The sequence below is a fragment of the Chitinophagales bacterium genome (assembly GCA_019694975.1).
In the GTDB taxonomy this organism is placed as follows: Bacteria; Bacteroidota; Bacteroidia; order Chitinophagales; family UBA10324; genus JACCZZ01.
This window is the reverse complement of the sequence record JAIBAY010000002.1, coordinates 649,921-675,742: the sequence shown is the minus strand read 5'-3', so window position 1 is coordinate 675,742 and position 25,822 is coordinate 649,921. Positions and strand designations below refer to the sequence as shown.

Below are 25,822 nucleotides of genomic sequence, written 5' to 3'. Positions count from 1 at the left end.
ATGAATGGTGGACGCTGTATAATGGAGAACACAAGCGGATGCATGCGCTAAACGGGGAGTGCTTGCTGATCAGCAGATTCACGTGGAAAGCATTACGTTAATGTCATACTATGCGAATAATTTATTCATATACCTGAATGCGCACTCTTTCGCCTCCTCAAACCTTGCCTGCTAACGAGGCGAGTTGGTTTTTTTGACAATTTTGTATTCTTGCGCTGCATTAGAATAGTCATAGATCTCAGCGTTCCCGCATGAATAGGTTTTTTTTCCTGTTGCTCGTTGTATTTGCAAATGCCGCCCATGCACAAATTACTTTTGAAAAATGGCTTGGCGGCACAGGGTCGGATGAAGCCAAAGGTGTTGTTGAGTTGGCTGACAGTGGCTATGTAATACTTGGACGCTCCTGGAGCTTCAGTAACGGCAGTTCCGACATCCTGCTCCTGCGAACTGATAAATATGGTGACACGCTGTGGATGAAACATTATGGTGGAACAGGAAGTGAGTTTACTAATGGTGCAATCAAAATAACTCCCGATGATGGATTTGTGATTGCAGGTAATACGTATTCTTATGGCCCGGGAACACCTTCAGGATTCAACTGGTATCTGGTGAGAACAGATGCGGAGGGTAATTTAATCTGGAGCAAAACTTGGGGATCAGCCGGAAACGATGAGTTGAAACATGTTTTGGTCACCTCCGACGGCAATTATCTTTTATCAGGTGCGTGGATCGTTTCAGGCGTTACGATTGGAGTGATTCTGAAGATTGATGAAGAGGGAAACACACTATGGAGTGATACTTTGCCATCTGCTGCAACAAGTCATTTCATGTATGCCTGCGAGAATTCGCAGCATGAATATGTTGTGGCCGGCTACACTTTTTCAGGAACTTTCAATGCCCTGACCAGAAAGTATGCCGAAGATGGCACCTTGCTGATCAGTAAAATGTATGAGGCGCCAACAGCAGAAGCAGCCATCACCATTGAACCGGTACCTGCAGGTGGTTATATCTGTTCAGCAACCTGGGGCCAATCATTTTCATTTGATCCATGGATTTTACGACTCGATGAAGAGCTGGATACCCTGTTTACAAAAATTATGGATTTCAATTATAACATTGCCGGTAATTCAGCAAAGGAGTATTCAATATATCCATCCGGAGACGGGTTTTTCATTTGTGGTGCGATAGCTAACAAACTCATGCTGCGTAAAACCGATGAAAACCTGAATTCCATTTGGGAGGAATTATACGGTGGACTCATGGGTGACGCAGGTTATGAAGGTATTCCCACCATGGATGGCGGATTTATTGCCGTGGGATTGACCTTCAGCTATGGCGCCGGAGATGCAGATGCTTATTTTATCAAGACAGATGCTAATGGTATGCAACAGGTTCCGGTTGGTGATCATGTTTCACTTAATCACCAATTGGAAGTTTATCCAAATCCTTCTGGAGGTCATTTCCTGATAAGACAATTCACACCAAACCATGAAGTTGGAATAAAAATTAGCGACAGCTATGGGCGCACAATACAATGCATTGCTATCAATAACGAAGCTGCCGATATCGATCTGTCTGCTTTTCCAAATGGGGTTTATTTCCTAACGGCTGATGAGCAGGGGTGGAAGAAACCTATTATCCTGATGAAAGACTGAATAGTAGAGTACCACCACAAGGTTAGATTTGTCATATCTAAGCAAACAGCAGGAAGTTTGGATGAATAGAATCCTTTCCTTTGTGTCCTTCATTTATATACTAACAAAGCTCATTGAGCCATAAACCTGGTGGCTATCGCCAATGGCCGGAAGGTGAAACGTTTCTTAACATGATGACCACCGCTGCGGAGGAATATGTCTCGCAGCATTTCAATTACATGAATGATGAATTGTCCTTTGTTGATCATAACGCAATCGGCCATAGCCGCATGCGCAGCATCTGTTACTTCTGACCTGGTAGCTATGCCGGATTTGTTAAGTGTCTCTAAAACCTGTGTTGCCCATATCACCGGCACATGTGCCGCTTCACATATCCATAAGATCTCTTCCTGAATTTCACTCATCCGTTCAAAACCTATTTCTACCGCAAGATCACCTCTTGCAATCATAACTCCGAGGTGTTCTTCCTGCAACCCATAGAACAATAAGGAAGGAAGATTCTTCACGGCCTCAGGTGTTTCAATTTTAATGATCAGGGAAACTTTTTTGTTTTTCCCCATTGCTTCCCGCAGTTCCATCATGTCTTTTGTATTGCGTACAAAAGAATATCCTACCATATCAGCATGCTTAAGAATAAATGGAAGGCATTCACGGTCGAACGCGGTTAACGCTGAAAAAAGCAGGGTGGAATCCGGAAAGTTGATTCCTTTTTCGATTTTGATGAAAGGTTTTTTACTGGAGATACGCATGACCTGCAACGTAGCGGTGTTGCCTGTGGTCTTTTCCACTTTTGCTTCAATTAATCCATCATCAAACAATACTCTTTCGCCTGCATTCAGTTGTTTTGCAATGCCCGGAATCGTACAGCCTATAACCCCGTCCTGATTTTTTCTCAATTGTGTTTCATCCGTGATCAACAAGTGTTCGCCTTCCTTTACTTTCAGTTTCTTAAAGCCATTTAATGCAGTCCTGATTTTCGGGCCTGCAAGATCCATATAAACTTTACAGGGGAGTCCGGTCATTTTAGATGCACGGCGTATGTGCTGAATCATCCGGAACCAGGTGCTTTCATCATCATGTGCGCAGTTGATCCGCGCAACATTCATTCCTGATTGCAGCAGGTTTTTAACGGCAGCATAGTCATCGGCCAGTTTGGTATCGAAAGTAACCATGATATAGGGCAACTGTTCGTTCTGCCGCTCTCCGAATAATCCGGATGCTTTTTGCAAGAGCGATTTTTTACTGCTTTCATAATCGAAGATATCCTCGGTGATGCTTTTATCACTGCCCAGCCTGTGCAGGATATTGAGCAGTTGTCCGCGTATATGGCTCTCTGCACTTGCCAGCGATGATAACCCTGCGGAATGCAGATCGTCTTGCAGTTTCCTTACATCTAAATTCCGGAGCGCCAGGTAATGCAGGAGATTGGCCGCATTAAGAGCATTGGCCGGGTGAACCTTGGCGATTAGACCACCGAAATGATCCTCTGCTTTTTTCATGTCCGCATCAATATCTTCCAGTTGTTGCTGAAGCCGTATCAGATCCGGTAGCGCGACCATATCGCTTAAATTAGCAGGTGGTGAAATGTTGACAGGATTTTTTTGGATACTGTCATTCTTTTTCTCAACGGATATCATCATAAGCATTTTCATACCGCCCATTTTCCTTTTAACTGGTAGCTTGCAAAAATGGTTAGTGCGCCGATGACCAGATAGAGTAACTGCAGCCAGTGCGTTTCGCCAATCAACAGCAGCTGAACAATGATCCATCCGGCCAAAACGATTCCGGCGGCCATGCTCCAGTTATATCGGGAGGTGGCATGCTTCATATTTTGTACTATGGCTGCCAGGTGCGTTCCGCCTACCACTACAGATAAAATAAGGCCCGGTATACTGAAATCATTAAATGGAGTGCCGCTGAGCAGGCTGGTAGACAAGTTAAGCGTGGATCCATCGGGATGAATGATGAGCAGCAGGCCTGAAAATGTTGCGGACATCGCTACGAAACCAAGTAACAGGTTGAGGAAGGTTTTCATCTTTAGAGCATTTTTCTTTTATACAATCCGATGAGCTCGCCGAAGGCAAGGATGTGACCGCTCATCAATTTTTCCAATTGCGCTTTTGTACTTCCGGTTGGTAATTTCAGTAATTTGTCAAGAGCATATATTTTAAAGAAATACCGGTGAGTGCCTGAAGGCGGGCATGGTCCGCCATAACGGTGTTGTTTAAAATCATTGATTCCCTCAATGCCATGCACTTCACCTTCTTTCAACAGATGTGTTACCGGAATATCCCATACCAGCCAGTGCATCCATGAGCCATTTGGTGCATCCGGATCGTCCACGATCAACACCAGGCTTTTTGCTTCACCAGGAATGAAACTGATCTGCAGGGGCGGACTGATGTTCTCACCCTCGCAGGTGTACTTCGAAGGGATCAATGATTCGTGCTGAAACACCGGACTGATAACCTTCAGTTCTTTGTAGTCAACAGCCCTTATAGCTGACGGTTGTTGCATAGTATTACATGTTATGGTCCTTCACCTGGTTCAGGCATTTCATAGGGCGGAGATTCAAAAGATGCTTCATCATCCGGGATAACCTCATCTGCTGCGGGCACCATCGGATCTTCCGGGTCGACCGGCGGTTCGATTGCCTGATGCTTTGACGGAACTATGGTTGGTGCTGCCGGTTTTTCCTTTTTTGCCATGATCATTGCCGCTTTAATCCAACAATCAGGAGGTAAATCACGCAAACGGAAGTCACTTTAAAAATGATTTTTGTCAAAGTTTATGATGATTGTGGTCATAGGCATTTGATGCACCGGAAGGTAACTCGGTTGGAGATGCAGTGCTGATATTGCATGCAATGGAAAGATGACTATATCAGTTATTTTGTGGAAGCAGAAAGGGAAAAACGTTTGAAAAGGAGGAAAGCCTGATACTGCTGATAGACACCTTAATAAATGCGTCTAAGTACATAATATATAATCATGCATGACACAGCGAAAAAATTAAACGATGGCTCGTGGTAAATATATTGCCGGACAAAGTTATTCTGCTCTTAATACGGCGAGGCTGGTGAAAGGGGGAAGAGAGTACTTTGATCTTATGCTGTCATTAATCAATTCAGCCAAAGATACCATTCATCTGCAAACCTATATTTTCAGGGAAGATACAACAGGTACAATGGTAGCCGATGCATTGATAAATGCTGCGGCAAGAAAGGTGAAAGTTTACCTGATGGCCGACGGCTATGCTTCGCAATCCCTCTCCGCAAAAATGTTAAGCCAGTTAGCTGATGCCGGCGTTCACTTCAGGTTTTTTGAACCCCTCGTCAGAAGCAAATACTTCTATTTCGGAAGGCGTATGCACCATAAAGTGATGGTAGTAGATTCCAGGTATGCATTGGTGGGTGGAATAAATATAGCCGATCACTATAATGATCTGGATGATAAACCGGCCTGGCTTGACTTTGCACTTTTTACCGAAGGTGTTGTGGCTAATGAGCTTTGCGTGTTATGCTGGAAAACATGGAAGAGTTTCCCGTTGAAGATGGGTATTACGCCTTGCGAAAGGCAAAATAAAGTGATTGACTTGGTACACGGGAACAGTTGTAATCTCCGCATGCGGCGTAATGACTGGGTACGACGGAAGAACCAGATTTCTGCCTCTTACATTGAAATGATCAGGCTGGCACAATCAAACATCACTATCATGTGCAGTTATTTTCTCCCCGGCGAAACGATACGCCGGCTGCTGGGGCAAGCTGCACAACGTGGCGTAAGGATCAGAGTAATTACAGCCGGACCGTCAGACGTCATGCTATCCAAACATGCCGAACGCTGGTTGTATGACTGGTTATTGAGGCACAGTATAGAGTTATATGAGTATCAGCCAAAGGTATTGCATGCCAAGATTGCAGTATGTGATGGAGAATGGTTCACGGTAGGTTCATATAACATCAATAAGCTCAGCGCTTATGCAAGCATTGAATTAAACATCGACGTACAAGATGCAATACTGGCAAAAGATGTGGTACAGATGATGGATAGGTTCATAAAAAACGACTGCATTGCCATTACGCCGGAAACACACCATAAGCATAAGAATATTTTCAGCCAGTTGATCCGCTGGTCATCTTATCAGTTGCTCCGGCTCATGTTTTTCATGCTGACATTTTACTACAAGCGTAAAAAGTAAACATCAGCACTGCGACTTAATATACTGCGATTGTTCCTGCATTGAAGTTTGAAAACGATGATTTTGGAGTTGTACCTGAATCAAGCGCAAACGCTGCAACACTGATGTTTGGTTTTTTTAAGAAATCTGAAGAATAGCTTGAAAAGATGGCGACTTCATATTATCTGGTAAAACTGTCTTATGGAAAAGTCAGTCAACCAATCTTCCCGGAAATGTGAAATGCAGCGGTCAACGCGTTAACATTCTCCATGACTGTTGCAAATCACTCTTCAGCATTGCATAGTATGATTAATATCATCACCACGTATGACTAAAGTCTTTGTTTTGCTTTTTTCGCGTAAATAATTTTGTAGGGTGAATATGATTGACTGTTGACAAGTGCAGATATGGCTTAGAGCGGATGCAGAAATTTTGTTCATTGAATTTATTCAAAAAGCCAACTAAGCCGACAGCGGTTTGTATCGCTGCAAATTAGCCAGTATTCATTTTTTAAGCTGGCTTAGTGCCCCGCCTTCAGGGTGGCGGGGCTTTTTTTTGTCCGGTGAGTTTTATGGATTATTAGTGAATGAAGAGTTCGTTACTCTGTCATTTCCACTATTGGAAGGATAGATAGTTCATCCTGGAAATAACGGCGATGACAGGTTAAATGAGTGTTTCCGGTTTCAGAAACTCCTGCCATATTCAGGCAAAGGGGTAAATGCCGGAAATGAAAGGTTAATAGAACCTTATCAGCACAATATGGCGATGCGATTTCAAGGCATCATTTTGTACAAATGATACTTCTCCTCCAAAACGTAATACCCTTTCTATTATCAGGTCAACAGTATCTTTAATGGTGCCCGAATCACCGGAAAGTTCAGCAGCATTACCAATCACGGTTTCATTACTTCCGTGATAACCAACATAAGAATAGTCTTTTTCCACCACCAGCAGCCGGCCGTTGTTATTGATGGAATCCCGCCAAACATCATGAATGCCTTCAGCCAGCTTTTTTTCATCGGCGGCATCCTGTACCTTTTGCAGCATCTTATTTTGCTTTTCCTCCTGCCATGCATGTATGGCAGGCAACAGTGCTTTACTTATAGTTTCAATATTGGAGGCATCGAAGTTGCCATGTATGTAATGCCGGATATCAGTTGCATATTTCGTGAGATGTTTAAAGTGCCCGGCAATCCTGGATGTTCCCATCACAAAAACCGGCAACCTGTACGTTTGCAGTATCTTCCCCAATACCTGATCAATGTGATGCAGATATTTTTCCATCACAATTTCTTTCCGGTCTGACATATCTGAGAAGTTGGCCACCCGTTCCGCTATATCATTTTCAAATGCTTCCGCTGATTCAGGTAAACCTGCATCAATCTTCAGCATTGATTCGTTGTTGCCAAGAAACAGGCGGCTTTCATTTCCGCTCAGCAGCAAAAGGAGGTAACTTGCAGCCTGATCCTGAGCATATACAAGATCCCTGATTGCGAACGTTTCGTCAATCATAATCTTTTCTTCCAGGGGTATGTCCAGGTAAATGACCTTTTCATAAACGGGAGAAACAAAGATGGCAATGCTTTTCCGGGCCGTATCGATCGTAAGGTTATTAATCAGATTCCTGATTTTATCGGTTACTGTGTCCGCAAGGTCTGCGGGATAAGTAGCTAATAATTCTCTTTCAACCCTTGCAATAATACTTTTGACTGAATGCAGAAATTCTTTAGTCAAACCGATACTGGCGGATAATGGCATGATGATGGAAACCGCAGGCCGGTAGGGAACTGCCTGTGCCACTTCCAGAATCTCATTCATTTTCCTGATGTTCATATACCGAAATTGTTTTTTGAAACTATTTTCATTCCATCACAAAATAACTGAATGACATCAACAGAAAATGTGATTAATCTCATGGTTTTTGAATTAGCGCATATTGCCTCATGTTGTTATTTATCCTGAATATTTTCATAGCGCTGTCAATAATCTTACCGCTTATCTATTTCACAAGCGTATCACAGGAAAATAGGTTTTTTGGATCAGCTATCGTTGACACCAACTATAGCTGATCATGATGACATATGGCTGTAAATAAAAGCAGGTGAGAAAGGATATAATGTGAAACCGATTCCACATTCAGAGGGGAATCATGACATGATCAGTATGGAATCACTGATAATAATCAGGTGACTTTATGATGAATGACAGTATTTGAGGCTTCCTGCAAAATTAATTTTACTCAAAATTAAAGATCATGAAATCAATAATACTGGCAGTTTTATTTGCGATAGCAAGTTCTGCCTCCCTGGCTCAGATGATTTCTCAGGATGAAAAAAATACCATACTCCGGATGCGGGAAGAAGAAAAGATGACCCGTGACTTTTACCTGGCAATGAATGAAAAATGGAATCAGAAAGTATTTGCAAATATTGCCGAAAATGAAACTTATCACATGTCGCAGATTCTTTTGCTGATTGAAAAATACAAATTGGATGATCCAATTGCCCGGACCGGTGATGCCAGAGGTGTTTTTGTTGACAGCAGTATTCAGGCAGAGTACAATGAAATGCTTGAAATTGGCAATGGCAGTTTAAAAGCCGCATTGAAAGCAAGCGCCAATATGGAAGAGAAGGATATTATTGACCTTAGAAATGGCATTGCCGGTACAACCATCAAGGAAATTGCCGGAACATACAAGTATCTTCTTCAATACTCCGCCAATCACTTAAATGCTTTTGTGCAAAATCTGGAGAAGCAAGGTGTAACCTATCAGCCTGCCTACCTCGATAAAACCGACTATAGCAATATCAGGAATAACAAAGTGGCCGGAACAGGAAAAGGTATCTGAAAAACAAGCATTAATGCATGATTGCGGGCAGCTGCCTTTCTAAGCATGTGATTTCTTGTTTGATCCGAAGTTTGAAAATTCCCGGTTAGCAGTTAAGCCGATATGATGGTGGTTAAGCAAATGCAGGATAAGCGTTCAGAGGGTCCGTAACACTTTCGATAAGGCACATTTTCAAAAAAAAGCCGCCAAAGTTCAAGCTTGGCGGCTTTTGTAGCGCGTAGGGGAATCGAACCCCTGATTCCTCCGTGAAAGAGAGGCGTCTTAACCCCTTGACCAACGCGCCGTTTCCGGAATTGAGGTCGCAAAGATAATTTTTTTTGTTTCCTGAAGAACAAGACCGTCATTAATATTTTTGATATTTCATTCAGGTTCAGCACTTCTTTACTTACATTTGCGGCTCAATTTTCATTCAATCACCCATAAAATCCGTACTCGATAATGTCAACTGTTAAAGTAGCCATCAATGGTTTCGGCCGCATCGGACGCCTGGTATACCGGCAGATTTACCAAATGGAAGGTATTGATGTTGTAGCCATCAATGATTTAACCAGTCCTAAAGTACTTGCTCACCTCCTGAAGTATGATTCTGCGCAAGGTCGCTTTGATGCAGCCGTAACCGCAGGCGAAAGCTCCATTGCCGTAAATGGCGATGAAGTGAAAATTTACGCACATAAAAATCCAGCTGACATACCCTGGAAGAGTCATGAAGTGGATGTGGTGCTTGAATGTACCGGTTTCTTCACTGATAAAGATAAAGCTGCAGCGCATATCACTGCCGGTGCAAAACGCGTTGTGATTTCAGCCCCTGCAACAGGTGATCTCAAAACTATTGTCTTCAATGTAAATCACCAGATACTGGATGGCAGCGAAACGATCATTTCCTGTGCATCCTGCACTACCAATTGCCTGGCGCCGATGGCTAAAGTGCTCAACGATAAATTCGGCATCGAGGTTGGTATCATGACTACCATTCACGCTTATACAAACGATCAGAATACACAGGATGCACCGCATCCTAAGGGAGACCTTCGCCGTGCCCGCGCTGCCGCCTCCAACATCGTTCCCAACAGCACCGGCGCTGCCAAGGCAATTGGGCTGGTACTGCCGGAACTGAAGGGCAAACTGGATGGCAATGCGCAGCGGGTGCCAACCATCACCGGTTCATTGACTGAACTGACTTCTATTCTTGGTAAGAAAGTAACGGCAGATGAGGTGAATGCAGCCATGAAAGCAGCCTCCAATGAATCATTTGGCTATACTGAAGATGAAATCGTAAGTACCGATGTGATTGGTATCACCTTCGGTTCCCTTTATGATGGCACGCAAACCAAGGTGATGACGGTGGGTGATAAACAATTGGTGAAGACAGTTTCGTGGTATGATAATGAAATGAGTTATGTATCACAGCTGGTGCGTACCGTAAAATATTTTGCCGGACTGATCAGCAAATAAATGCGTGATTTTTTCAATGGTTAAACGGCGCACTCTAAGGCTGTTTAACCATTTTTTCTTTTAACCACCCAGTGTGACTGGAGTAGGATGTTGTCGCAAGCAGGCAATGCATTTAATTAATTTGTTCAAAGTACTTTTTTAAGATGAAAACTGTTAATGCCTACAATTTTGCCGGTCAGCGTGCACTGCTACGGGTTGACTTTAATGTGCCGCTTGATAAAGTGACTTTTGCTGTAAAGGATGATACGCGGATTCGCGGTGCTGTTCCTACAATCAACAAAATTTTGTCTGATGGAGGATCAGTGATCCTGATGTCGCACCTTGGCAGGCCAAAGGGCGGGCCTGAAGAGAAGTATTCATTGCGACATGTGCAGGAAGCTACGGCTCAACTGTTGAATCGCCCGGTGAAGTTTGTGACGGAATGTGTGGGCTCTGAAGCCGTAAGTGCCGCAGCCGCATTGCAGCCCGGCGATGTGTTGTTATTGGAAAATCTGCGGTTTCATCCGGAAGAAGAAAAGGGTGATGAAGATTTTGCGAAACAGTTGTCGGCTTTAGGTGATGTATATGTGAACGATGCATTTGGCACTGCACATCGTGCACATGCCTCCACTACCATCGTGGCCAATTTTTTCCCGGCTGAACGGAAGATGTTCGGCTTGCTGATGGCTTCTGAACTGGAAAATGCCGACAAGGCAATAAAGAATCCAGCAAAGCCATTCACGGCGATTATTGGCGGAGCAAAAGTTTCAGACAAAATCCTGATCATTGAGCAACTACTGCAGAAAGCTGATAATATCATTATTGGCGGTGGCATGGCATATACCTTTTTCAAAGCTATGGGCGGAAATATCGGCAACTCACTCTGTGAAGATGACCGGCTTGGACATGCGCTTGACTTGTTGAAAAAGGCGGAGGAGAAAGGTGTTCAGCTGTTGTTGCCTGCCGATTCCGTTACAGCAGATGCTTTCAGCAATGAGGCAAACCGCGGATTATGTGAAAGCAATAACATAACATCCGGCTTCATGGGTTTGGATATTGGCCCCAAAGCTATTGAAGCATTTAAAACAGTGATAGTGGATTCAAAAACCATTTTATGGAACGGGCCAATGGGTGTTTTTGAATTCAGCAATTTCCAGGAAGGCACAAAGCGTATTGCTTTGGCTGTGGCGGAAGCAACTGCAAAAGGGGCATACTCCCTGATAGGTGGTGGTGATTCTGTTGCTGCCATCAACAAATTCCAATTATCGGATCAGGTAAGCTATGTTTCTACCGGAGGAGGAGCGATGCTTGAATATTTTGAAGGTAAGGTGTTACCCGGCGTTGCAGCCATCCAGAATGGGTAACATGATTAAAAATGCTGGAGCCCCGGGCTATTCGATCCGGCATTGATACTCGTTCAACTGCATGCAGAAGTGATTGCTTCAATTTGCAATTAAGAATATTTGAAAGTTCAAACGCAGGATAGCTGCGGTTGTTGATATGCTAATGTCATGCTTCATGCTGTAAGGTGAAGGAAACCTGGAATTGGGATTTTTGATTGTTGTTTTTCGAATTGCATAGTTTTATCTTTGATTAAATCCCTTTCAATGAATATGAAAAGACTAAACCTGATGCGAAGTGTACAACTGCTTGTTTTTATCCTGACAGTTTCCATCGGTTGTAAATCCACAGGCCATGGCAAGCATCATAAGATGGCAGGCACACCGGCTGAAAATGCGACAGCGCCTGCTGCGGAGATTTTTTCCGGTGATGCGGTAATATCCATTACCACCAGTAAAGCGGTTCCGTTGTATAAGCAGATTCATTCCGGATGCGTCATTGATATTTTTTTTGGCAAAGGGATGACCGGCCGTGATATTCTCGCTGAGCCTTATTATTCATGGATAAAGGCACTGAACCTGAATTCATTGCAATACAGTGGTGGCAGCACATCAGATCATGATCATGTGATCATTGGTGATACGTTGATTAAAGGCGGAAAAGGTGATGGGTACAACATCAGGCGAGAGGATGTGGAAGCAAGAGGCGGAACGATGGATGGAATATTGGATGGCGTCGGCAATGTAAAATTCGGCGTTGATTTTTTTAACCAGTATTGTGCCCTGTTACATAGACTCAATATCCGTGGTGATGTGATAGCAAATGTGCAAAGCGGAACGCTGCCGGAATTGTACTGGAAAATTCAGCGTGCCAATGCACAGCGCGTGATTTTTGGCATGGAACAAAACATCAGCAGCAACAACTATGATTTTCCGGATGGTAACGCCTACCGTAAAAAGATTTCAGTCTGGATTGATTCCGTTAAAAGGAAATTTCCGGGAATCATAACGGTGGTTGATGGTGCACCGGTATATAAACAAACATCAAAGTTTGCTGCGTGGAATAAGCAACTCGAAGGCATACCCGGTGATGAAGCAAGATTATATATATGGGATAAGGACCTGTTTGGTTCGAAGGAAAGTGATGCCATAAGCCTTGATCAGATCAACCAGGCATTTGCACAAACCATACCTCAATGGCTAAATGTTTTCAAAAGCTCTTTCCCGGGCAAAAAAGTGTCATTCTGCCAGTGGGGCATCAAGTCAAAGAACCCCATGTACAACACGATGCTGAGTTGTCTATATATCGCGAAATTTTATGAGTTCATGATTGGCTACAATAAAGCGAACGGTAATTTTATTGGTTATGCTTCTTTCATGCCTTTAAAAAGTCTGAATCGCGGTGATGGTGGAAAGGGTGATGCGGATAATATATATAAGACGCTTAAAGCTTGCGGAATGCTGTTTAGCGGAAATCAGCAGGTGGATGATATGACGGTCAGTGGAGGGTCGGGCGTAACCGGAATAGTGTGCAGTGAAAACGGCAAATACACGATGATGCTGATTAATGAAACAGGGAATACCGTAAATTTTCCTGCTGTAAAAATAAATGGTACCGCTGTTTCCGGTAAAAAGTTTGCCATCAGCACTGTGTCAGCCGCATCATTAAACAGTTATGAAGTGGAAGAAAGCACAAGCAGCGCAGGCACGATTTCGCTCAGGCCATTTTCAGTGAATATGATTTCATTTTAAAGCCACGCATTTTTTATAGCGGTTGAACCACCATTAATAAAATTATTTTTCGCAATGAATATGGACACAGGCAACAGCGGAAAGTTACTGCAGCAAGAAGACACAACCATCCGCCTTGCTGCGCCCGCACCGGGCTCTGCAGAAGAGCGAAAGCGTTTTCATGCACTGCAGGCCGAAATGCGGGAGCAGTTTGAAAAATATTTTCCCGATATGTCTGCGCCGAAAACGGTGGTGGTGATCCCGTCACTGACCATTGACCAGGAGCTGCAATCGCGTGTAAGCGGTGTGCTGCATTATGAAGAACGGCTGCTTTCATTACTCATGTTGCTCCGTATGCCACGTACACATGTAGTGTATGTGACCAGCATGCCGATTGATCCGGTGATTATCGACTATTACCTGCACCTGTTGCCCGGTATAACCGGCGATCATGCCCGCCGGCGACTGACGATGCTCAGCACGTATGATGCGTCCGCAAGATCACTGTCGGAGAAAATTCTTGAACGCAGCAGGTTGATGAAGCGCATTCATGACGCAATTCCGAACCGTCACCTTGCGCACTTTACGGTGTATAATTCCACTGACCTGGAACGCACACTTTCCGTACGGCTTAATCTGCCCTTGTTCGGCTGTGACCCTGAACTGCTTTTTCATGGATCAAAAAGCGGAAGCCGTAAAATTTTCAGGGCCTGTGGTTTAGACCTTGCCCCTGGTTTTGAAGATCTAAAGGATGAAAATGATATCGCAGCTGCGCTGACGGCGCTCAAAAAAAATAATCCTGCACTCAAAAAAGCGGTAGTGAAGGTGAATGAAGGATTTTCGGGAGAAGGGAATGCGATCTTCTCCTATGCCGGTTGTCCGGAAAGCGGCAATATTGCCGGCTGGGTAAAGGAGCATCTCAAAGAGCAACTCACGATCATTGCCAGCGCCTTTACCTATGAAATCTTTATGAATAAATTCAGGGAAATGGAAGGTATTGTAGAGGAATTTATTCCGGGTGAAATAAAAACATCTCCTTCAGCGCAATGCCTGATTGATCCTTTGGGAAATGCTGAAGTGATTTCCACACATGATCAGCTGCTTGGCGGAGATGACGGACAGGTATTCATTGGTGCCAATTTCCCTGCTGACGAAGTATATGCCGGCGAGATAGGAAAGAGGGGTTTGCTGGTTGCCAATGAGTTGAAAAAGTACGGTGTACTCGGACGGTTCAGTATCGATTTTATTTCGGTAAAGGAAGAAAGCGGATGGAAGCATTACGCTGTTGAAATCAATCTGCGCAAGGGAGGCACCACCCATCCCAACCTGTTGTTGCAGGGTTTGACCATGGGCAAATATGATGTGGAAAAAGGCATCTATCTTACTGCAAATGGACAGCGTCGCTACTATTTCAGCTCCGATAATGTTAAGAATGATAATTACAGAGTGCTCACACCGCCTGATTTAATTGATATTGCCATCCTGAATAATCTGCAGTATGACGGCTCATCGCAACAGGGTGTCATGTTTCACCTGATCGGTGCACTTTCCCAGTTTGGAAAACTGGGAGTCGTTTGTATTGGTGATTCACCTGCCCGCGCCAATGCATTTTACAGGAGAACATTGCAGGTGCTGAACAGGGAGACCAAAAAGTAGTATGGTTTATCAGCTGGGGTAAGCAGGCCGGATTTTTATTTCATGCTCCCGCTTTGGTTTGCTCTTTTCTTGTTCAATACAAATCAGGATCGCTGTTTATGCAATGAACAAACCTACATTTCCAGTTGCGGTGCAGAAATCAAGGCTTGCATTGATTGCAACGCTCACGGGCATCTTATTTTTCTTTTCTTTTTTCCATCAAACAATCCGAATTTTAACACTTTGATTCGTAGCTTATGATTTCACAATCTGCTCAGCCTGATCCGATCGATCAGCTCTTAACAAAAATCACGGCTGATGTTAGGCGGGAAGAGGAGCAAATGCTTGCCAGTTTCCTGCAGCGTGCCATTGCCCGCACTATTGATACCGCTATCATTGTTGGTGTTGCTTATGGCCTTCAGGAATTGGCGATCAGGGTTATCGCAGGCGATAATCCATATAATGTGGAATTCATTACTTCCAGCTTACGGCAGGTGACTCCTGCATTCGGCCTGATGCTATGGGTATTATTGTATTCACCGGTGATGGAGAGCACCGGTGGTACCATCGGCAAACGCATCGCCGGTATCAGGCTCGTTGACCTGAATACAAGAAAACAACCGATGTTCAGGATGTGTGCTGCCCGTTCCTGGATATATCTCATTTTTGTGGTGCTGGCAGGAATACCAGCCATACTAAGTTGCTTTGCTTATTTCATTTCTGACTACCATCAGACCTGGCACGATAAGCTCACCAATATGATTTGTGTGAGAAATAATAAGTAGTCTGCCTGTTTCAATTTTAAAATCTAACCGTTAATAATATACAATGGTATTTATCCGGATCCTCATTTTGTTTGTTGCATGGTTGCCTGCAGCAGAAACAATGCCCGCCGGTGTTCAGCCGGGTATGTGGCGTGGTGTGCTGACAACCAATGGCGGCGAGCTACCGTTTAATTTTGAAACTAAATACCGTGACGGCAAGCTGATTATGGAGATTATTAACGGAGAAGAGCGTATCGTGGCAGATGAAATACGTATGGCGGAGGATAGTGTAATTATAAAGCTGCCCGTTTTCGATTCGGAATTCAGGTTAAGATACACGCCACAATCCTTAACCGGATTATGGATCAATCATTCCCGTAAAGTAAATAATGTATTTCCCTTTACTGCAGAATATGGCAATAAGTACCGGTTCACGGATGAAGCAGTCAGGCCGGTTGATAATGTTTCTGGCCACTGGGAAGTTGATTTCAGCAAAGGGACTTCCGATAGCTCAAAAGCAGTGGGCATATTCAGGCAGACCGGTAATCATCTGACCGGCACTTTCCTCACCACATCAGGTGATTATCGTTACCTGGAAGGCACGGTGCAGGGTAACCTATTGATGCTATCCTGTTTTGACGGGTCACATGCATTCCTGTTCAAAGCAACTATTGATCCTGCCGGTGTTTTAAATGGAATGTATTATTCCGGCAATCACTGGCAGGAGCCATGGATCGCTCACCGCAATGCCACGTATGAATTACCGGATCCGTCATCTCTCATCAGTCTTAAGCCGGGATTTGATAAACTGGCATTTTCTTTTCCCGATCTCAACGGGAAAATGGTTTCGCTTGCTGATCCGCAATTTCAAGATAAAGTGGTGATCGTTCAGGTGATGGGTTCATGGTGTCCTAATTGCATGGATGAAGTCGCCTATTTTTCCCCGCTGTATGATCAGTATCAGTCAAAAGGTCTGGAGATCATCGGGCTTGCCTATGAAAAGGCAACAGGTGAAAAAGCGGTTGAAAATGTGAAACGATTAAGGCAATTGTTCAATGTGCACTATACGATGCTGATAGCAGGTCAGCCCGGAGCCGATGCGATCAATACACTGCCGATGCTGTCGGGCATGTTTGCTTATCCAACCACTTTCTTTATTGACAGAAAGGGCAATTTGCGCAAATCTTATTCAGGAATAAACGGTCCCGCTACGGGTAGCCTCTATGAAAAATGGAAGGATGATACCCGTGGCATGGTAGAAAAATTATTGGCTGAATAAGGTTGGGAAGTAATGGAATTTATCTTACGATGATGTAAGATTTCACCTCACTAAGCGCTGAATTCTTTCAAGCATATACTGCTGATGCAGCAATCCCTTGCAATGCTAAATGATGCATAAAATGCGCAGGGTGCCATCATGCATTTTTTGCGCTATGGTGCCAGAAAGAAAGGCGGGATTTTACGATGGCATAACACGAAGTAAGCGATGTCAGCAAAGCTCAAATAGGATGATTTTAGTATCTTCGCCACACCTCCATTAAAATCATTTAAAACAAATCTGCCACATGAAAAGAAATACATTTCTGATTGCGCTTTTTGCCTTGTTGATCTTCGCGCATCAAACAAGAGCCCAGGCTCCGAAATACGCCATGTTTGAGCATTTTACGCAGGCCAGTTGCGGACCTTGTGCACAGCAAAACCCTGGTTTTCAGTCCAGCATTCTCGAACCGAACCCTGGAACAGTCAGGCATATTGCCTATCACACATCATGGCCCGGATACGATCCTATGTACAACATCAACGCGAGTCAGAGTGATGAGCGCGTGGATTACTATAACGTCACAGGTGTTCCGGACATATTTCAAATGGGCAATCTGAAAGAAAGCTCCCCCGGCGGCTTTGTGCAGCAGGATGTAGATGATGTGGTGGCTACCACCAGTCCAATAAAAATTACGGTACAGGATATTGATAACGGCACTTCGCATGATGTGACCGTAACAGTTATATCAGTGGGAACTCCGCCTACCGGTAATCTTAAACTCCGCACTGCCATTATAGAACGTAATGTAAATTATGCAAGTCCTCCCGGCAACAACGGGGAAAAATATTTTCCTAATGTATTCAGGAAAATGCTTCCTTCCTCAGCCGGTGATGCTATAGTGCTTGCACCGCAAGGCGAATCGGTTGTTTTCAACTATAACTATGATGAAAATGCAGCATGGAATATGGATGAGATTGCATTGATTGCTTTCGTACAGAATGAATCAACCAAAGAAATTTACAACTGCGGCGCCTCTTTCGATCCAAGTGCTTCGATAGCTGATCCTGCAACGCTGACAAGTGCCGGTTCTACCGGATCAATATCATCCTTTACGTTGGATGCAACGAATAACAGTACAGCTTCCCAGGATTTTTCTTATACTCTTACTGCGAATGCTCCTGCCGATTGGTCGGCGGATTTTGAGGTGAATGGTACCACTTATACAACGCCGGCAACTATCACAATGAGTGCCGGGGCAGTCGTTCCGGTAACCATTCATGTAACACCGGGCACCACCACGGCTATGGGAGTATATACGCTATCCATTCAGTCATTAAGTAACCTTAATGAAGATCCATTTGTTAAATCAGTGTATGTCTTCTCCGGCGTTACTGAACTGGTTGTGAATAATGCAGCAATGGCACCTGCCACCGCTGCCTTCCTTGAAAACGCATATGTTACCGCCTTTGAGAGTGCCGGTACAGCTGCCTACGCATTTTTAAATTCTTCACTTGCTCAGCGTGCAGCACAGGAGAATTCGCTGGCAGATGTGAGAAACATGTACTACAATGCCGGTTGGTATTTCCCTGCATTAACAGATGATTTCGTGACAGAACTGATGGCCTTCATGGACAATGGTGGGAATTTATTTATCAGCGGCCAGGATATTGGCTGGGATGTCTGGACCGATCCGGCAGATTTAGGCCATGCCACACCACTCACGCAGGATTTCTATAATAACTACATGTTCGCTGATTTTATTGACGATGGCAGTACTTCGAACAAGCCACTTACTGCTAACTCAGCTGATCCTGTTTTTGGCGCATTAGGCTCCACTGTTATCAATTATTATTACACGAGCACCTATTTCTTTCCGGATCAGATAACACCGGCCGGAATAGGTACACCCATTTTCTATTACAATAATAACTCAGCTAAAGTTGCAGGCGTACGGGGCGACAATGGAATCTTCAAAACTGTGTATATCGCTCCGGGCATAGAGATGCTTGGCACACCCACCAATAAAACGAATATCATTAAAACAGCTTACAATTGGTTTTATGGCATAACAGGTACAGCGGATGTTGAAAATGCTGCACAGCAAATGGGGCAGAACTACCCTAATCCCGGAGATGATATCACTTATATTCCGGTTGACGGCCTTACAGAGGATATGACCTTTAGTGTAATTGATCAGTTGGGTCGTACCATCATTTCACAAGTGGTGAAGAAGAGCAGCACTTTAATAGAAGTGAAGACTGATAAGCTGGTTAATGGCGTTTATTTTTACCGGCTGGCAAATGCAGCGAATGAGGGTACTACAAAACGGATGGAAGTGATGCATTAATCAACTGATAGCTCAAGGCATGAAAACGGAATCTTCAGACGGTTCCGTTTTCTTTTTTAGCACCATAAATAATTCACGCCCCGACCTTGCAGGAATGGAATTATATGATTTTTCAAATGTGCAGAAGGTGAAATAAGGTTTAAAATATTGTACATATTCATCCCGTGTCCCTCCAAAGGGTGGTCCTGCCGCCGGCATATGGGGATCATCAAAAAGCAATCCGGCCAGTTTGCCGTTTTCGTCGAGTAATTCGTGCATTTTTTTCACGTAGTCTTTTCGCAGCTGCGGATCTAAAGCACAGAAAAAGGTTTGCTCAATAATGAGGTCATACCGGCCCTTGTGTTCAAAAAAATTGCCGTGAATTATATGGTCTTTTGGAAAAGCCGGCCATTGTTGCTGAAAATTACGCAAAGGTGCAGCGGAGATATCAAGTATGTGAACATTTGTAAATCCGAGTTGAAAAAGATATGCAGCTTCATGTCCGTTGCCGGCACCGGGAAGTAGGATGCGTTCATCTTTCGCAACCAGCTGCTCAAAGTATACTTTTAAAGGGGTCGACACAGCTCCGATATCCCACCCTGTTTCCGCGTTATGGTACCTGTTCTCCCAGTAGTTGGCATCTAATTTCATAATATTGGGCATTAATGACCGGCCAGGTAAATACCTATTGTTACCTCGCAGTTTTTATAACTAGTGAATGGCCGCAAATATCGGCTGACTGCTGGAAATTTTTCTCCGTCTATGAAATAAGCGTGTCCCCGAAGCAGAAATTGATCGTTGTTTGCGATCAAAATCACCAAAATTTAACGCTTTAAACCTAACAATTAAAAATTACTTTATCTTTGACGACCACCATTACCTGCAACCCTTAAGAACTAAACTTGTAAAAATGAAAATACTGAAGTTTGTTATTGTTATCTTGATTGGTGTTACAATTCTTAATTTGTGGCAAAGTTGCGCTAAAGGCCCTGAAGATCCGTTTATTTCATTTCATTCCCGTAAAGCCCGTGTAACCGGCGACTGGAATATTACCTCCTACACGGTTAATAATAAAGATTCCCTGCGCAGGGTGGCTGATTCTATTGGCCCGTATATTGGTTTTTGCGGAAGTGAAATTGACAAGCTGATTCTGAATTACAAATACGTTTGGTCATTTGACAAGGATGGCGGTTTCAAATCAAAACTGACCATCGACTCTTCGTATATATACGATATTGCCAACAATACTCCTATTTGTAAGGATTCACTCTATAAGGACAGTTCAACAGTTATTACGGTTGCGGAATGGAACTTTACCGGTAATATCGGTGACCTGAAAAATAAGGAGCAGCTCCTCATTCTTGATCCGTACACAAAAAAATCATTGCTGTTTGACATTATTGAATTGAGGAATAATGAGATGAAACTGGAACGCGATACCATTGACCCGCTCACCAGCATTGCCTACGAAAGATCCTATATCCTGAGCAGGATAAAGTAAAACTGTAATCAGCAAAAAAAATCCTCCCGCACGGAGGATTTTTTTTTGGAGGCTATATTCATCTGTGTTTGCCTTCCCTGTTTAATTCACGTTTAGCATCCCGTTCTTTTATGGTATCCCTTTTATCATGGATTTTTTTCCCTTTTGCCAGGGCAATCTCCAGTTTTGCAAAACCACGGTCGCTGATGAATAGCCGCAGCGGAATAACCGTGAGCCCTTTTTCTTTCATCTTGTCCTGCAGCTTATTCAGTTCTTTTTTGTTAAGGAGCAATTTCCTCGGTCTTAAAGGATCATGGTTGTAGTGAGTTCCTTTCTCATATGCGGAGATATTAAGATTCCTGATCCACAGGTCGTTCTTCTGAAAATAACACCAGCCGTCGTTCATATTTACTTTGCCTTCACGGATTGATTTTATCTCGGTACCTGTCAATACCATTCCGGCAATGAACTTATCAATAAACTCAAATTCAAAATACGCCTTCTTGTTTTTTATGTTGATGCTGTCACTCATGGATATTGTTAAGTTACCTGGTGTTGGTTAAGAGTCGTTTAATTTTTTCCAGCTTGAAAAGCTTTTGGCCCTGTTCTCCGCTGGCGATAAGCCTTTTCCCTGCCCTGGCCTCAAACGATGTGATTATTTCATGCTTCCTGATGGCTGTCAGTGTAGCGGTAAAGATGATCATCTCACCGGGAAAGGCAGGAGCATGGTGATGCACGGTTATAAACGTGCCGATGCCTTCTTCATCATCTTCCCGTATTTCAAGCACAAACAATCTTCCGCTCCACTCGGCATCTCTTGCTATGCTGAAAGTAGAGTAGACTTCATGTACCAGCCCGCTTTCGAAACCTGCTGTATCAGCAGCCTCCACTATTTTACTAAACTTTTTCTGATCACCCGGCTTAAAGATTAATTTCATGCTGCAAGAATATGGAAGCGTTTTGGTAAATAGGGCTTATCCTGAAAATGAACCTTGAACTGTGCCACTCTTAATCTTATTTCACCGCCAGCAAAGGTATTCCAATCTTATGCCTCACGGCATTTATGGTTTCGCCAAACAACACATCTTTTATTCCATGGTGGCCGTGCGTTCCCATAACCAGTAAATCTGCATTGAATGCTTTGACAAGCCTGGGAATGATTTTTGACCGTCTGCCGAAACCAAGTTCTGAACGAACCTGGTAGCCCTGTTCTGATAGCAGTTTTGTGTATTGCAATAAGTTTGCATGATCAGTGCCTGATTCGAGATCTGAAATATCCTTTTCCATCAGCATGGCGCCTGCCGATTCAACGACATGAATCAGGAGATAATCACATGACTTTCCGCCCGTGGTTAATGCGCGGGAGATAGCCTTCTGATCGGTTTCGGAAAAGTCAACGGTAATGGCAATTCTTTTAAAATATGCATTCACAGGAAAACTGGAAGGTAACTGTTCAGGATGTGGTACACGCAACTTCTTGCTTTGACCTTGCAGGTAAGGATGGAAAATGATATAGAGTAACAGTAATCCGGCGCCGGCTACAACCGGAATAACAATAAAGTAAACAGCCCACCAGTATGCACCACTGTTTTCCATCATGGAAACCACTTCATTCAACACTAATTTAGCATTTAAAGATATGATGATAAGTGCTGTTAACCATGATCCGGCTTTTGACCACTTCCCGATCACAAAGCTTCCCATTTTTGCCTTGTCACTCACGAAGTGAATAAGCGGAACGACTGCGAAGCCAAGCTGCAGGCTGAGGATCACCTGGCTGAGAATCAGCAGTTCGCCCGTGTTTTCTTCCCCCTTTAACCAGATCACCAGGAATGCCGGTATCACTGCAATCAAACGGGTTATCAGCCGCCTGATCCATGGCGTGATACGAAGATGGATATAACCTTCCATCACAATCTGACCTGCCAGTGTGCCGGTAATGGTGGAACACTGACCGGAAGCAATCAATGCAACAGCAAAGAGTATTGGGGCCATTTTTGTACCCAGCAAAGGTTCCAGCAATTTATGTGCATCCTGTATTTCTGTAATTTCAAAATAGCCATTACTGAAAAAAGCAGCACTTGCGAGGATGAGTATGGAAGCATTTACCAGGAAGGCAATGTTGAGCGCAATGGTAGAATCAATGATATTAAAACGCAATGCCTTCCTGATGCCGGCAACAGATGGATCTATCTTACGTGTTTGCACCAGTGCTGAATGAAGGTATAGATTATGCGGCATTACCGTAGCCCCAATTATGCCGATGGCGATGTACAAGGCTATGTCATTGTGAATTGCAGGAACAAATCCATGAATAATGGCAACAGGATCGGGTTGTGCAAAAAACATTTCAACAAAGAAGGAAGCGCTGATGATGAATACGAGTGAAAAAATAACGGCTTCCATCTTTCGGATACCGAAATTGATAATTACGAGGAGGAGTACTGCATCCAGCACCGCAATGGTTACGCCGATCAGTAAGGGGACGCCAAAGAGTAAATTAAGTCCGATAGCCAGGCCCAGCACTTCAGCAAGGTCAGTGGCTGCAATGGCAATCTCCGCCAAGATATAGAGTGGGATGTTGACAATGCCGGGATACGTAGCTTTTGAAGCCTGTGCAAGGTCAAGCCCTCTTACTATACCAAGCCTCGCACTGTGGCTTTGCAGCAGGATGGCCATGAGGTTTGACATCAGGAGCACCCATATCAGTGAATAGCCGAAGCCACTTCCTGCGGCAAGGTCTGTTGCCCAGTTACCCGGATCCATATAACCAACACTTACGAGGTAGGCAGGACCGATAAAAGCAAACAGTGATCTGAAAAACCCGGTCTTCTTTGTGGTATCAACGGAAGCATGAACATCTTCCAGCGATTTGGCATGAGTTGATTGAGTAGTATTCATTTGGAAACCAGGATGTTTTTAGCAATGTCATGACTGATGTTGATACCGGCGGTATGATTAATTGAAATGACCATGCTCTTGTCATATTCAATACACTCCAATACTTTCACCGGCGTACTCATATGAAGATGGAGCCGGTCGAGATGCTTAAGAAATGCAGGTTGCTGTTCAATTACCGCAGCCACACGGCCTTGCTCTTTCACTTTTAAGGAAGTGAGATTCTTGAATTTTGAGGCAGAGAGTTTACCCTGTTGATCAGGTATCGGATCGCCGTGCGGATCAAATTTCGGATGGCTTAGAAAGGCATCCAGCTTCTCAATCAGCAATTCAGAATTTACATGCTCAAGCTGTTCTGCAACAGCATGCACTTCATCCCATTGAAATTTCAGTTTCTCGACGAGGAAATACTCCCACAACCGGTGCTTCCTGACGATGGAAAGCGCACTGGCTTCGCCGGTATTGGTCAGCTTTACGCCCTGATATTTCTTATAATGGATCAGTCTTTTATCCGACAGCCTTTTTAGCATGTCAGTGACAGTGGCCGCCTTGGTTTTCATCTGTTCCGAAATCTCATTGGTGGTAACCGGGCGTATACCGTTTTTCTCCATGAGCAGGTAAATGCATTTCAGGTAATTTTCTTCTGTCGCCGAAAACATAGTTTGAAAATTTAGCACAAAGGTAAAGTAAATTTAGATTAGTCTAAAAAAATATTTAGACATTAATAAAATACAAGCGCCTGCAACTGTTATTGTTCCTGTTAAAGTTCCTATATCTTGCAAATGAATGCCAATTGATGAACTTACTGCGGAAAACATATTTGTATAAGCTGCTGATCGCAGACAGGAAGTTGTTTGTCGCATTGATGGCGTTTATTGCACTGCAATTGTTTTTTACGTACAAAGGTGTGGAGACATTGCCATTCGTGAATTATGGCATGTATTCAGCAGTATCACACAAGTCACCTGTATATAGTATGGTGGCAGTTACCTGGAATGATTCTTTGAGCTTGCCCGGTAAAATGACAAACGCTACCGATCATTTCTATTCCATCCTCGAATATTATGCAACCTTGCATCAATCCGGGTTCCACGATCCGCTGGTAACTACGGTTAACGATAGACTGAAAAAATTGGGTATGTCATCATTCAGTGACGAATTAATGAAGCAACTGATCAATATGCCCGGCGATGAAGAACGTTTTTATATCTGGCTGAACAGGTATATGGAAGATGCAGAAAGTGAGCCTGTCAAGAAGTGGTGCATACATGATTACTCTTTTCGGTGGGATGAAGGGCGTTTTTTTTTAGTGAGCGACTCAGCGCTTGTGGTGCACGACATCATCTACACTAAAATGCAGAGACCATGATGATAGTTCTTTGTGTTAAGGACAAGCTTATCTATCTGCGGAAATTGTACTATGGATATATGCTGTTTGTATTTATCGTGGAGGGCTCTTGTGGCAGTATGATTCATGACCTTCAGCAACCGGTATTGATTAATCCGGGTACAGATAATTTTTACTGGATGCTGCATTTGTTAAATATTCCTCAGGCTATCGTTGCGCATAGAGGGATCACCCTGCTGTTTGAAACGACTCTTCTGGCAACCGCTTTGTCATGCTTCATTAGTCGTGGCAGCAGCATTTTAGCAGTTACTTTCACGATGTTTTATTCGGTATATGTGGTTACGAAAAGCAGCTTCGTGGCCCATCATGAACACGGGCTGGTACTGCCGTTGCTGATGTCTGTTATTTTCTGGCCGTCGTCAGATGAAAGGAAAATCAGGCTGCTGGAAGCATTCCGCTACTATGTATTGTTTGCATTTGTTTCTGCCGCACTATGGAAATTAGTGAGAGGGTCTGCTTTTGCACCCGGGCAGTTTGCTGAAATTCTTAAGATGCAACATTTGCGTTTACTTGCCACTGAACCGGAAAATGTTTATGCATTAGTTATTAGTTGGCTGATCAGTCATCAGACAGTAAGTGATGTCCTTTTGGGCCTTGCAGTCATCTTGCAACACACATTTGTAGTTGGTTTTTTTACCTATCGCGCTGACAGGTTATTGTTGATTTTTTTCTTTCTTTTTTTTATCGGTGATTTTATGCTGATGAACCTGACTTTTTATCAATGGTATATTGCGGCTGTTGTATTTTTACCGTACTGGTATCCGGCTGCTGAGCAAGAGTTGCAGGACATTAGAACGAATCAGGTACCGGTATAGTGAGTTATGGAATGATGCTTAATCATAGATGGAAAAATTCTGTGTTCAGAT

The 25,822-nt window shown here is 43.7% G+C and carries 23 protein-coding genes and 1 tRNA gene; 13 read left to right on the top strand and 11 right to left on the bottom strand.

From position 1 onward, the window contains the following. Positions 1-251 precede the first annotated feature (251 nt). Complete coding sequence (locus K1X61_05910; GenBank protein MBX7108167.1) at positions 252-1,655, top strand: T9SS type A sorting domain-containing protein; 1,404 nt, start codon at positions 252-254, stop codon at positions 1,653-1,655. A gap of 110 nt (positions 1,656-1,765) precedes the next feature. On the opposite strand, the gene K1X61_05905 is transcribed toward K1X61_05910, so the two are convergent. Genes K1X61_05905 through K1X61_05890 form a run of 4 tightly spaced genes read right to left on the bottom strand, consistent with a single transcriptional unit; the run spans position 1,766 to position 4,363 of the window. Next, the gene (locus tag K1X61_05905; protein ID MBX7108166.1) at positions 1,766-3,295 is read right to left on the bottom strand and encodes a hypothetical protein; all 1,530 of its coding nucleotides are present in this window, start codon (positions 3,293-3,295) and stop codon (positions 1,766-1,768) included. Positions 3,296-3,303: 8 nt separating this feature from the next. Continuing rightward, positions 3,304-3,690 (bottom strand): hypothetical protein, encoded by a 387-nt coding sequence (locus K1X61_05900; GenBank protein MBX7108165.1) that lies wholly within the window; start codon positions 3,688-3,690, stop codon positions 3,304-3,306. A 2-nt stretch (positions 3,691-3,692) separates the two neighbouring features. After that, positions 3,693-4,172, bottom strand: coding sequence for a YbhB/YbcL family Raf kinase inhibitor-like protein (locus K1X61_05895; GenBank protein MBX7108164.1), 480 nt, complete (start codon positions 4,170-4,172; stop codon positions 3,693-3,695). Positions 4,173-4,183: 11 nt separating this feature from the next. After that, positions 4,184-4,363 (bottom strand): hypothetical protein, encoded by a 180-nt coding sequence (locus K1X61_05890; GenBank protein ID MBX7108163.1) that lies wholly within the window; start codon positions 4,361-4,363, stop codon positions 4,184-4,186. A 310-nt stretch (positions 4,364-4,673) separates the two neighbouring features. Here K1X61_05890 and K1X61_05885 point away from each other — a divergent pair, with 310 nt between their 5' ends. Continuing rightward, positions 4,674-5,855: a phospholipase gene (locus K1X61_05885; protein MBX7108162.1), complete on the top strand. Its 1,182-nt coding sequence runs from the start codon at positions 4,674-4,676 to the stop codon at positions 5,853-5,855. 714 nt (positions 5,856-6,569) lie between these two features. On the opposite strand, the gene K1X61_05880 is transcribed toward K1X61_05885, so the two are convergent. Further along, a complete protein-coding gene (locus tag K1X61_05880) occupies positions 6,570-7,667 on the bottom strand; it encodes a hypothetical protein (GenBank protein MBX7108161.1) in 1,098 nt (365 codons plus the stop codon). 421 nt (positions 7,668-8,088) lie between these two features. On the opposite strand from K1X61_05880, the gene K1X61_05875 reads away from it, so the two are divergent. Further along, positions 8,089-8,682 carry a DUF2202 domain-containing protein gene (locus K1X61_05875; protein ID MBX7108160.1) on the top strand — a complete coding sequence of 198 codons (594 nt, stop codon included), beginning with the start codon at positions 8,089-8,091 and terminating at the stop codon, positions 8,680-8,682. A gap of 211 nt (positions 8,683-8,893) precedes the next feature. On the opposite strand, the gene K1X61_05870 is transcribed toward K1X61_05875, so the two are convergent. Next, positions 8,894-8,965 (bottom strand) — tRNA-Glu (locus K1X61_05870). A 155-nt stretch (positions 8,966-9,120) separates the two neighbouring features. Here K1X61_05870 and gap point away from each other — a divergent pair. The 7 genes from gap (at position 9,121) to K1X61_05835 (ending at position 19,191) form a co-directional block, all read left to right on the top strand. Beyond that, positions 9,121-10,134, top strand: a complete 1,014-nt coding sequence (gene gap, locus K1X61_05865) for a type I glyceraldehyde-3-phosphate dehydrogenase (GenBank protein ID MBX7108159.1) — start codon at positions 9,121-9,123, stop codon at positions 10,132-10,134. A gap of 143 nt (positions 10,135-10,277) precedes the next feature. After that, entirely contained in the window at positions 10,278-11,477 is a 1,200-nt protein-coding gene (locus tag K1X61_05860) for a phosphoglycerate kinase (GenBank protein MBX7108158.1), read from the top strand. Positions 11,478-11,726: 249 nt separating this feature from the next. After that, positions 11,727-13,205: a hypothetical protein gene (locus K1X61_05855; protein MBX7108157.1), complete on the top strand. Its 1,479-nt coding sequence runs from the start codon at positions 11,727-11,729 to the stop codon at positions 13,203-13,205. A gap of 54 nt (positions 13,206-13,259) precedes the next feature. Further along, positions 13,260-14,840 (top strand): hypothetical protein, encoded by a 1,581-nt coding sequence (locus K1X61_05850; GenBank protein ID MBX7108156.1) that lies wholly within the window; start codon positions 13,260-13,262, stop codon positions 14,838-14,840. 236 nt (positions 14,841-15,076) lie between these two features. Then, complete coding sequence (locus tag K1X61_05845) at positions 15,077-15,604, top strand: RDD family protein (GenBank protein ID MBX7108155.1); 528 nt, start codon at positions 15,077-15,079, stop codon at positions 15,602-15,604. Between the two features lie 43 nt (positions 15,605-15,647). Next, positions 15,648-16,862: a TlpA family protein disulfide reductase gene (locus K1X61_05840; GenBank protein ID MBX7108154.1), complete on the top strand. Its 1,215-nt coding sequence runs from the start codon at positions 15,648-15,650 to the stop codon at positions 16,860-16,862. A 286-nt stretch (positions 16,863-17,148) separates the two neighbouring features. Further along, positions 17,149-19,191 (top strand): Omp28-related outer membrane protein, encoded by a 2,043-nt coding sequence (locus K1X61_05835; GenBank protein ID MBX7108153.1) that lies wholly within the window; start codon positions 17,149-17,151, stop codon positions 19,189-19,191. Between the two features lie 12 nt (positions 19,192-19,203). Here K1X61_05835 and K1X61_05830 read toward each other — a convergent pair whose 3' ends face one another. Next, positions 19,204-19,821 (bottom strand): SAM-dependent methyltransferase, encoded by a 618-nt coding sequence (locus K1X61_05830; protein ID MBX7108152.1) that lies wholly within the window; start codon positions 19,819-19,821, stop codon positions 19,204-19,206. 259 nt (positions 19,822-20,080) lie between these two features. Here K1X61_05830 and K1X61_05825 point away from each other — a divergent pair, with 259 nt between their 5' ends. After that, positions 20,081-20,671 carry a hypothetical protein gene (locus K1X61_05825; GenBank protein ID MBX7108151.1) on the top strand — a complete coding sequence of 197 codons (591 nt, stop codon included), beginning with the start codon at positions 20,081-20,083 and terminating at the stop codon, positions 20,669-20,671. 58 nt (positions 20,672-20,729) lie between these two features. Here the strand turns inward: K1X61_05825 and smpB are convergent, their stop codons facing one another. The 4 genes from smpB to K1X61_05805 form a co-directional block, all read right to left on the bottom strand. Beyond that, a complete protein-coding gene (gene smpB / locus K1X61_05820; protein ID MBX7108150.1) occupies positions 20,730-21,182 on the bottom strand; it encodes an SsrA-binding protein SmpB in 453 nt (150 codons plus the stop codon). 13 nt (positions 21,183-21,195) lie between these two features. Then, complete coding sequence (locus tag K1X61_05815) at positions 21,196-21,588, bottom strand: hypothetical protein (GenBank protein ID MBX7108149.1); 393 nt, start codon at positions 21,586-21,588, stop codon at positions 21,196-21,198. Positions 21,589-21,664: 76 nt separating this feature from the next. Then, the gene (locus tag K1X61_05810) at positions 21,665-23,551 is read right to left on the bottom strand and encodes an Nramp family divalent metal transporter (protein ID MBX7108148.1); all 1,887 of its coding nucleotides are present in this window, start codon (positions 23,549-23,551) and stop codon (positions 21,665-21,667) included. Then, positions 23,548-24,207, bottom strand: a complete 660-nt coding sequence (locus tag K1X61_05805; GenBank protein MBX7108147.1) for a metal-dependent transcriptional regulator — start codon at positions 24,205-24,207, stop codon at positions 23,548-23,550. The genes K1X61_05810 and K1X61_05805 overlap by 4 nt, the downstream gene beginning before the upstream one ends. Positions 24,208-24,368: 161 nt before the next feature. On the opposite strand from K1X61_05805, the gene K1X61_05800 reads away from it, so the two are divergent. Continuing rightward, positions 24,369-24,917 (top strand): hypothetical protein, encoded by a 549-nt coding sequence (locus tag K1X61_05800; GenBank protein ID MBX7108146.1) that lies wholly within the window; start codon positions 24,369-24,371, stop codon positions 24,915-24,917. Next, entirely contained in the window at positions 24,914-25,771 is an 858-nt protein-coding gene (locus K1X61_05795) for a hypothetical protein (GenBank protein ID MBX7108145.1), read from the top strand. Before K1X61_05800 ends, K1X61_05795 begins: the two co-directional genes overlap by 4 nt. The last annotated feature ends 51 nt before the right edge of the window (positions 25,772-25,822 follow it).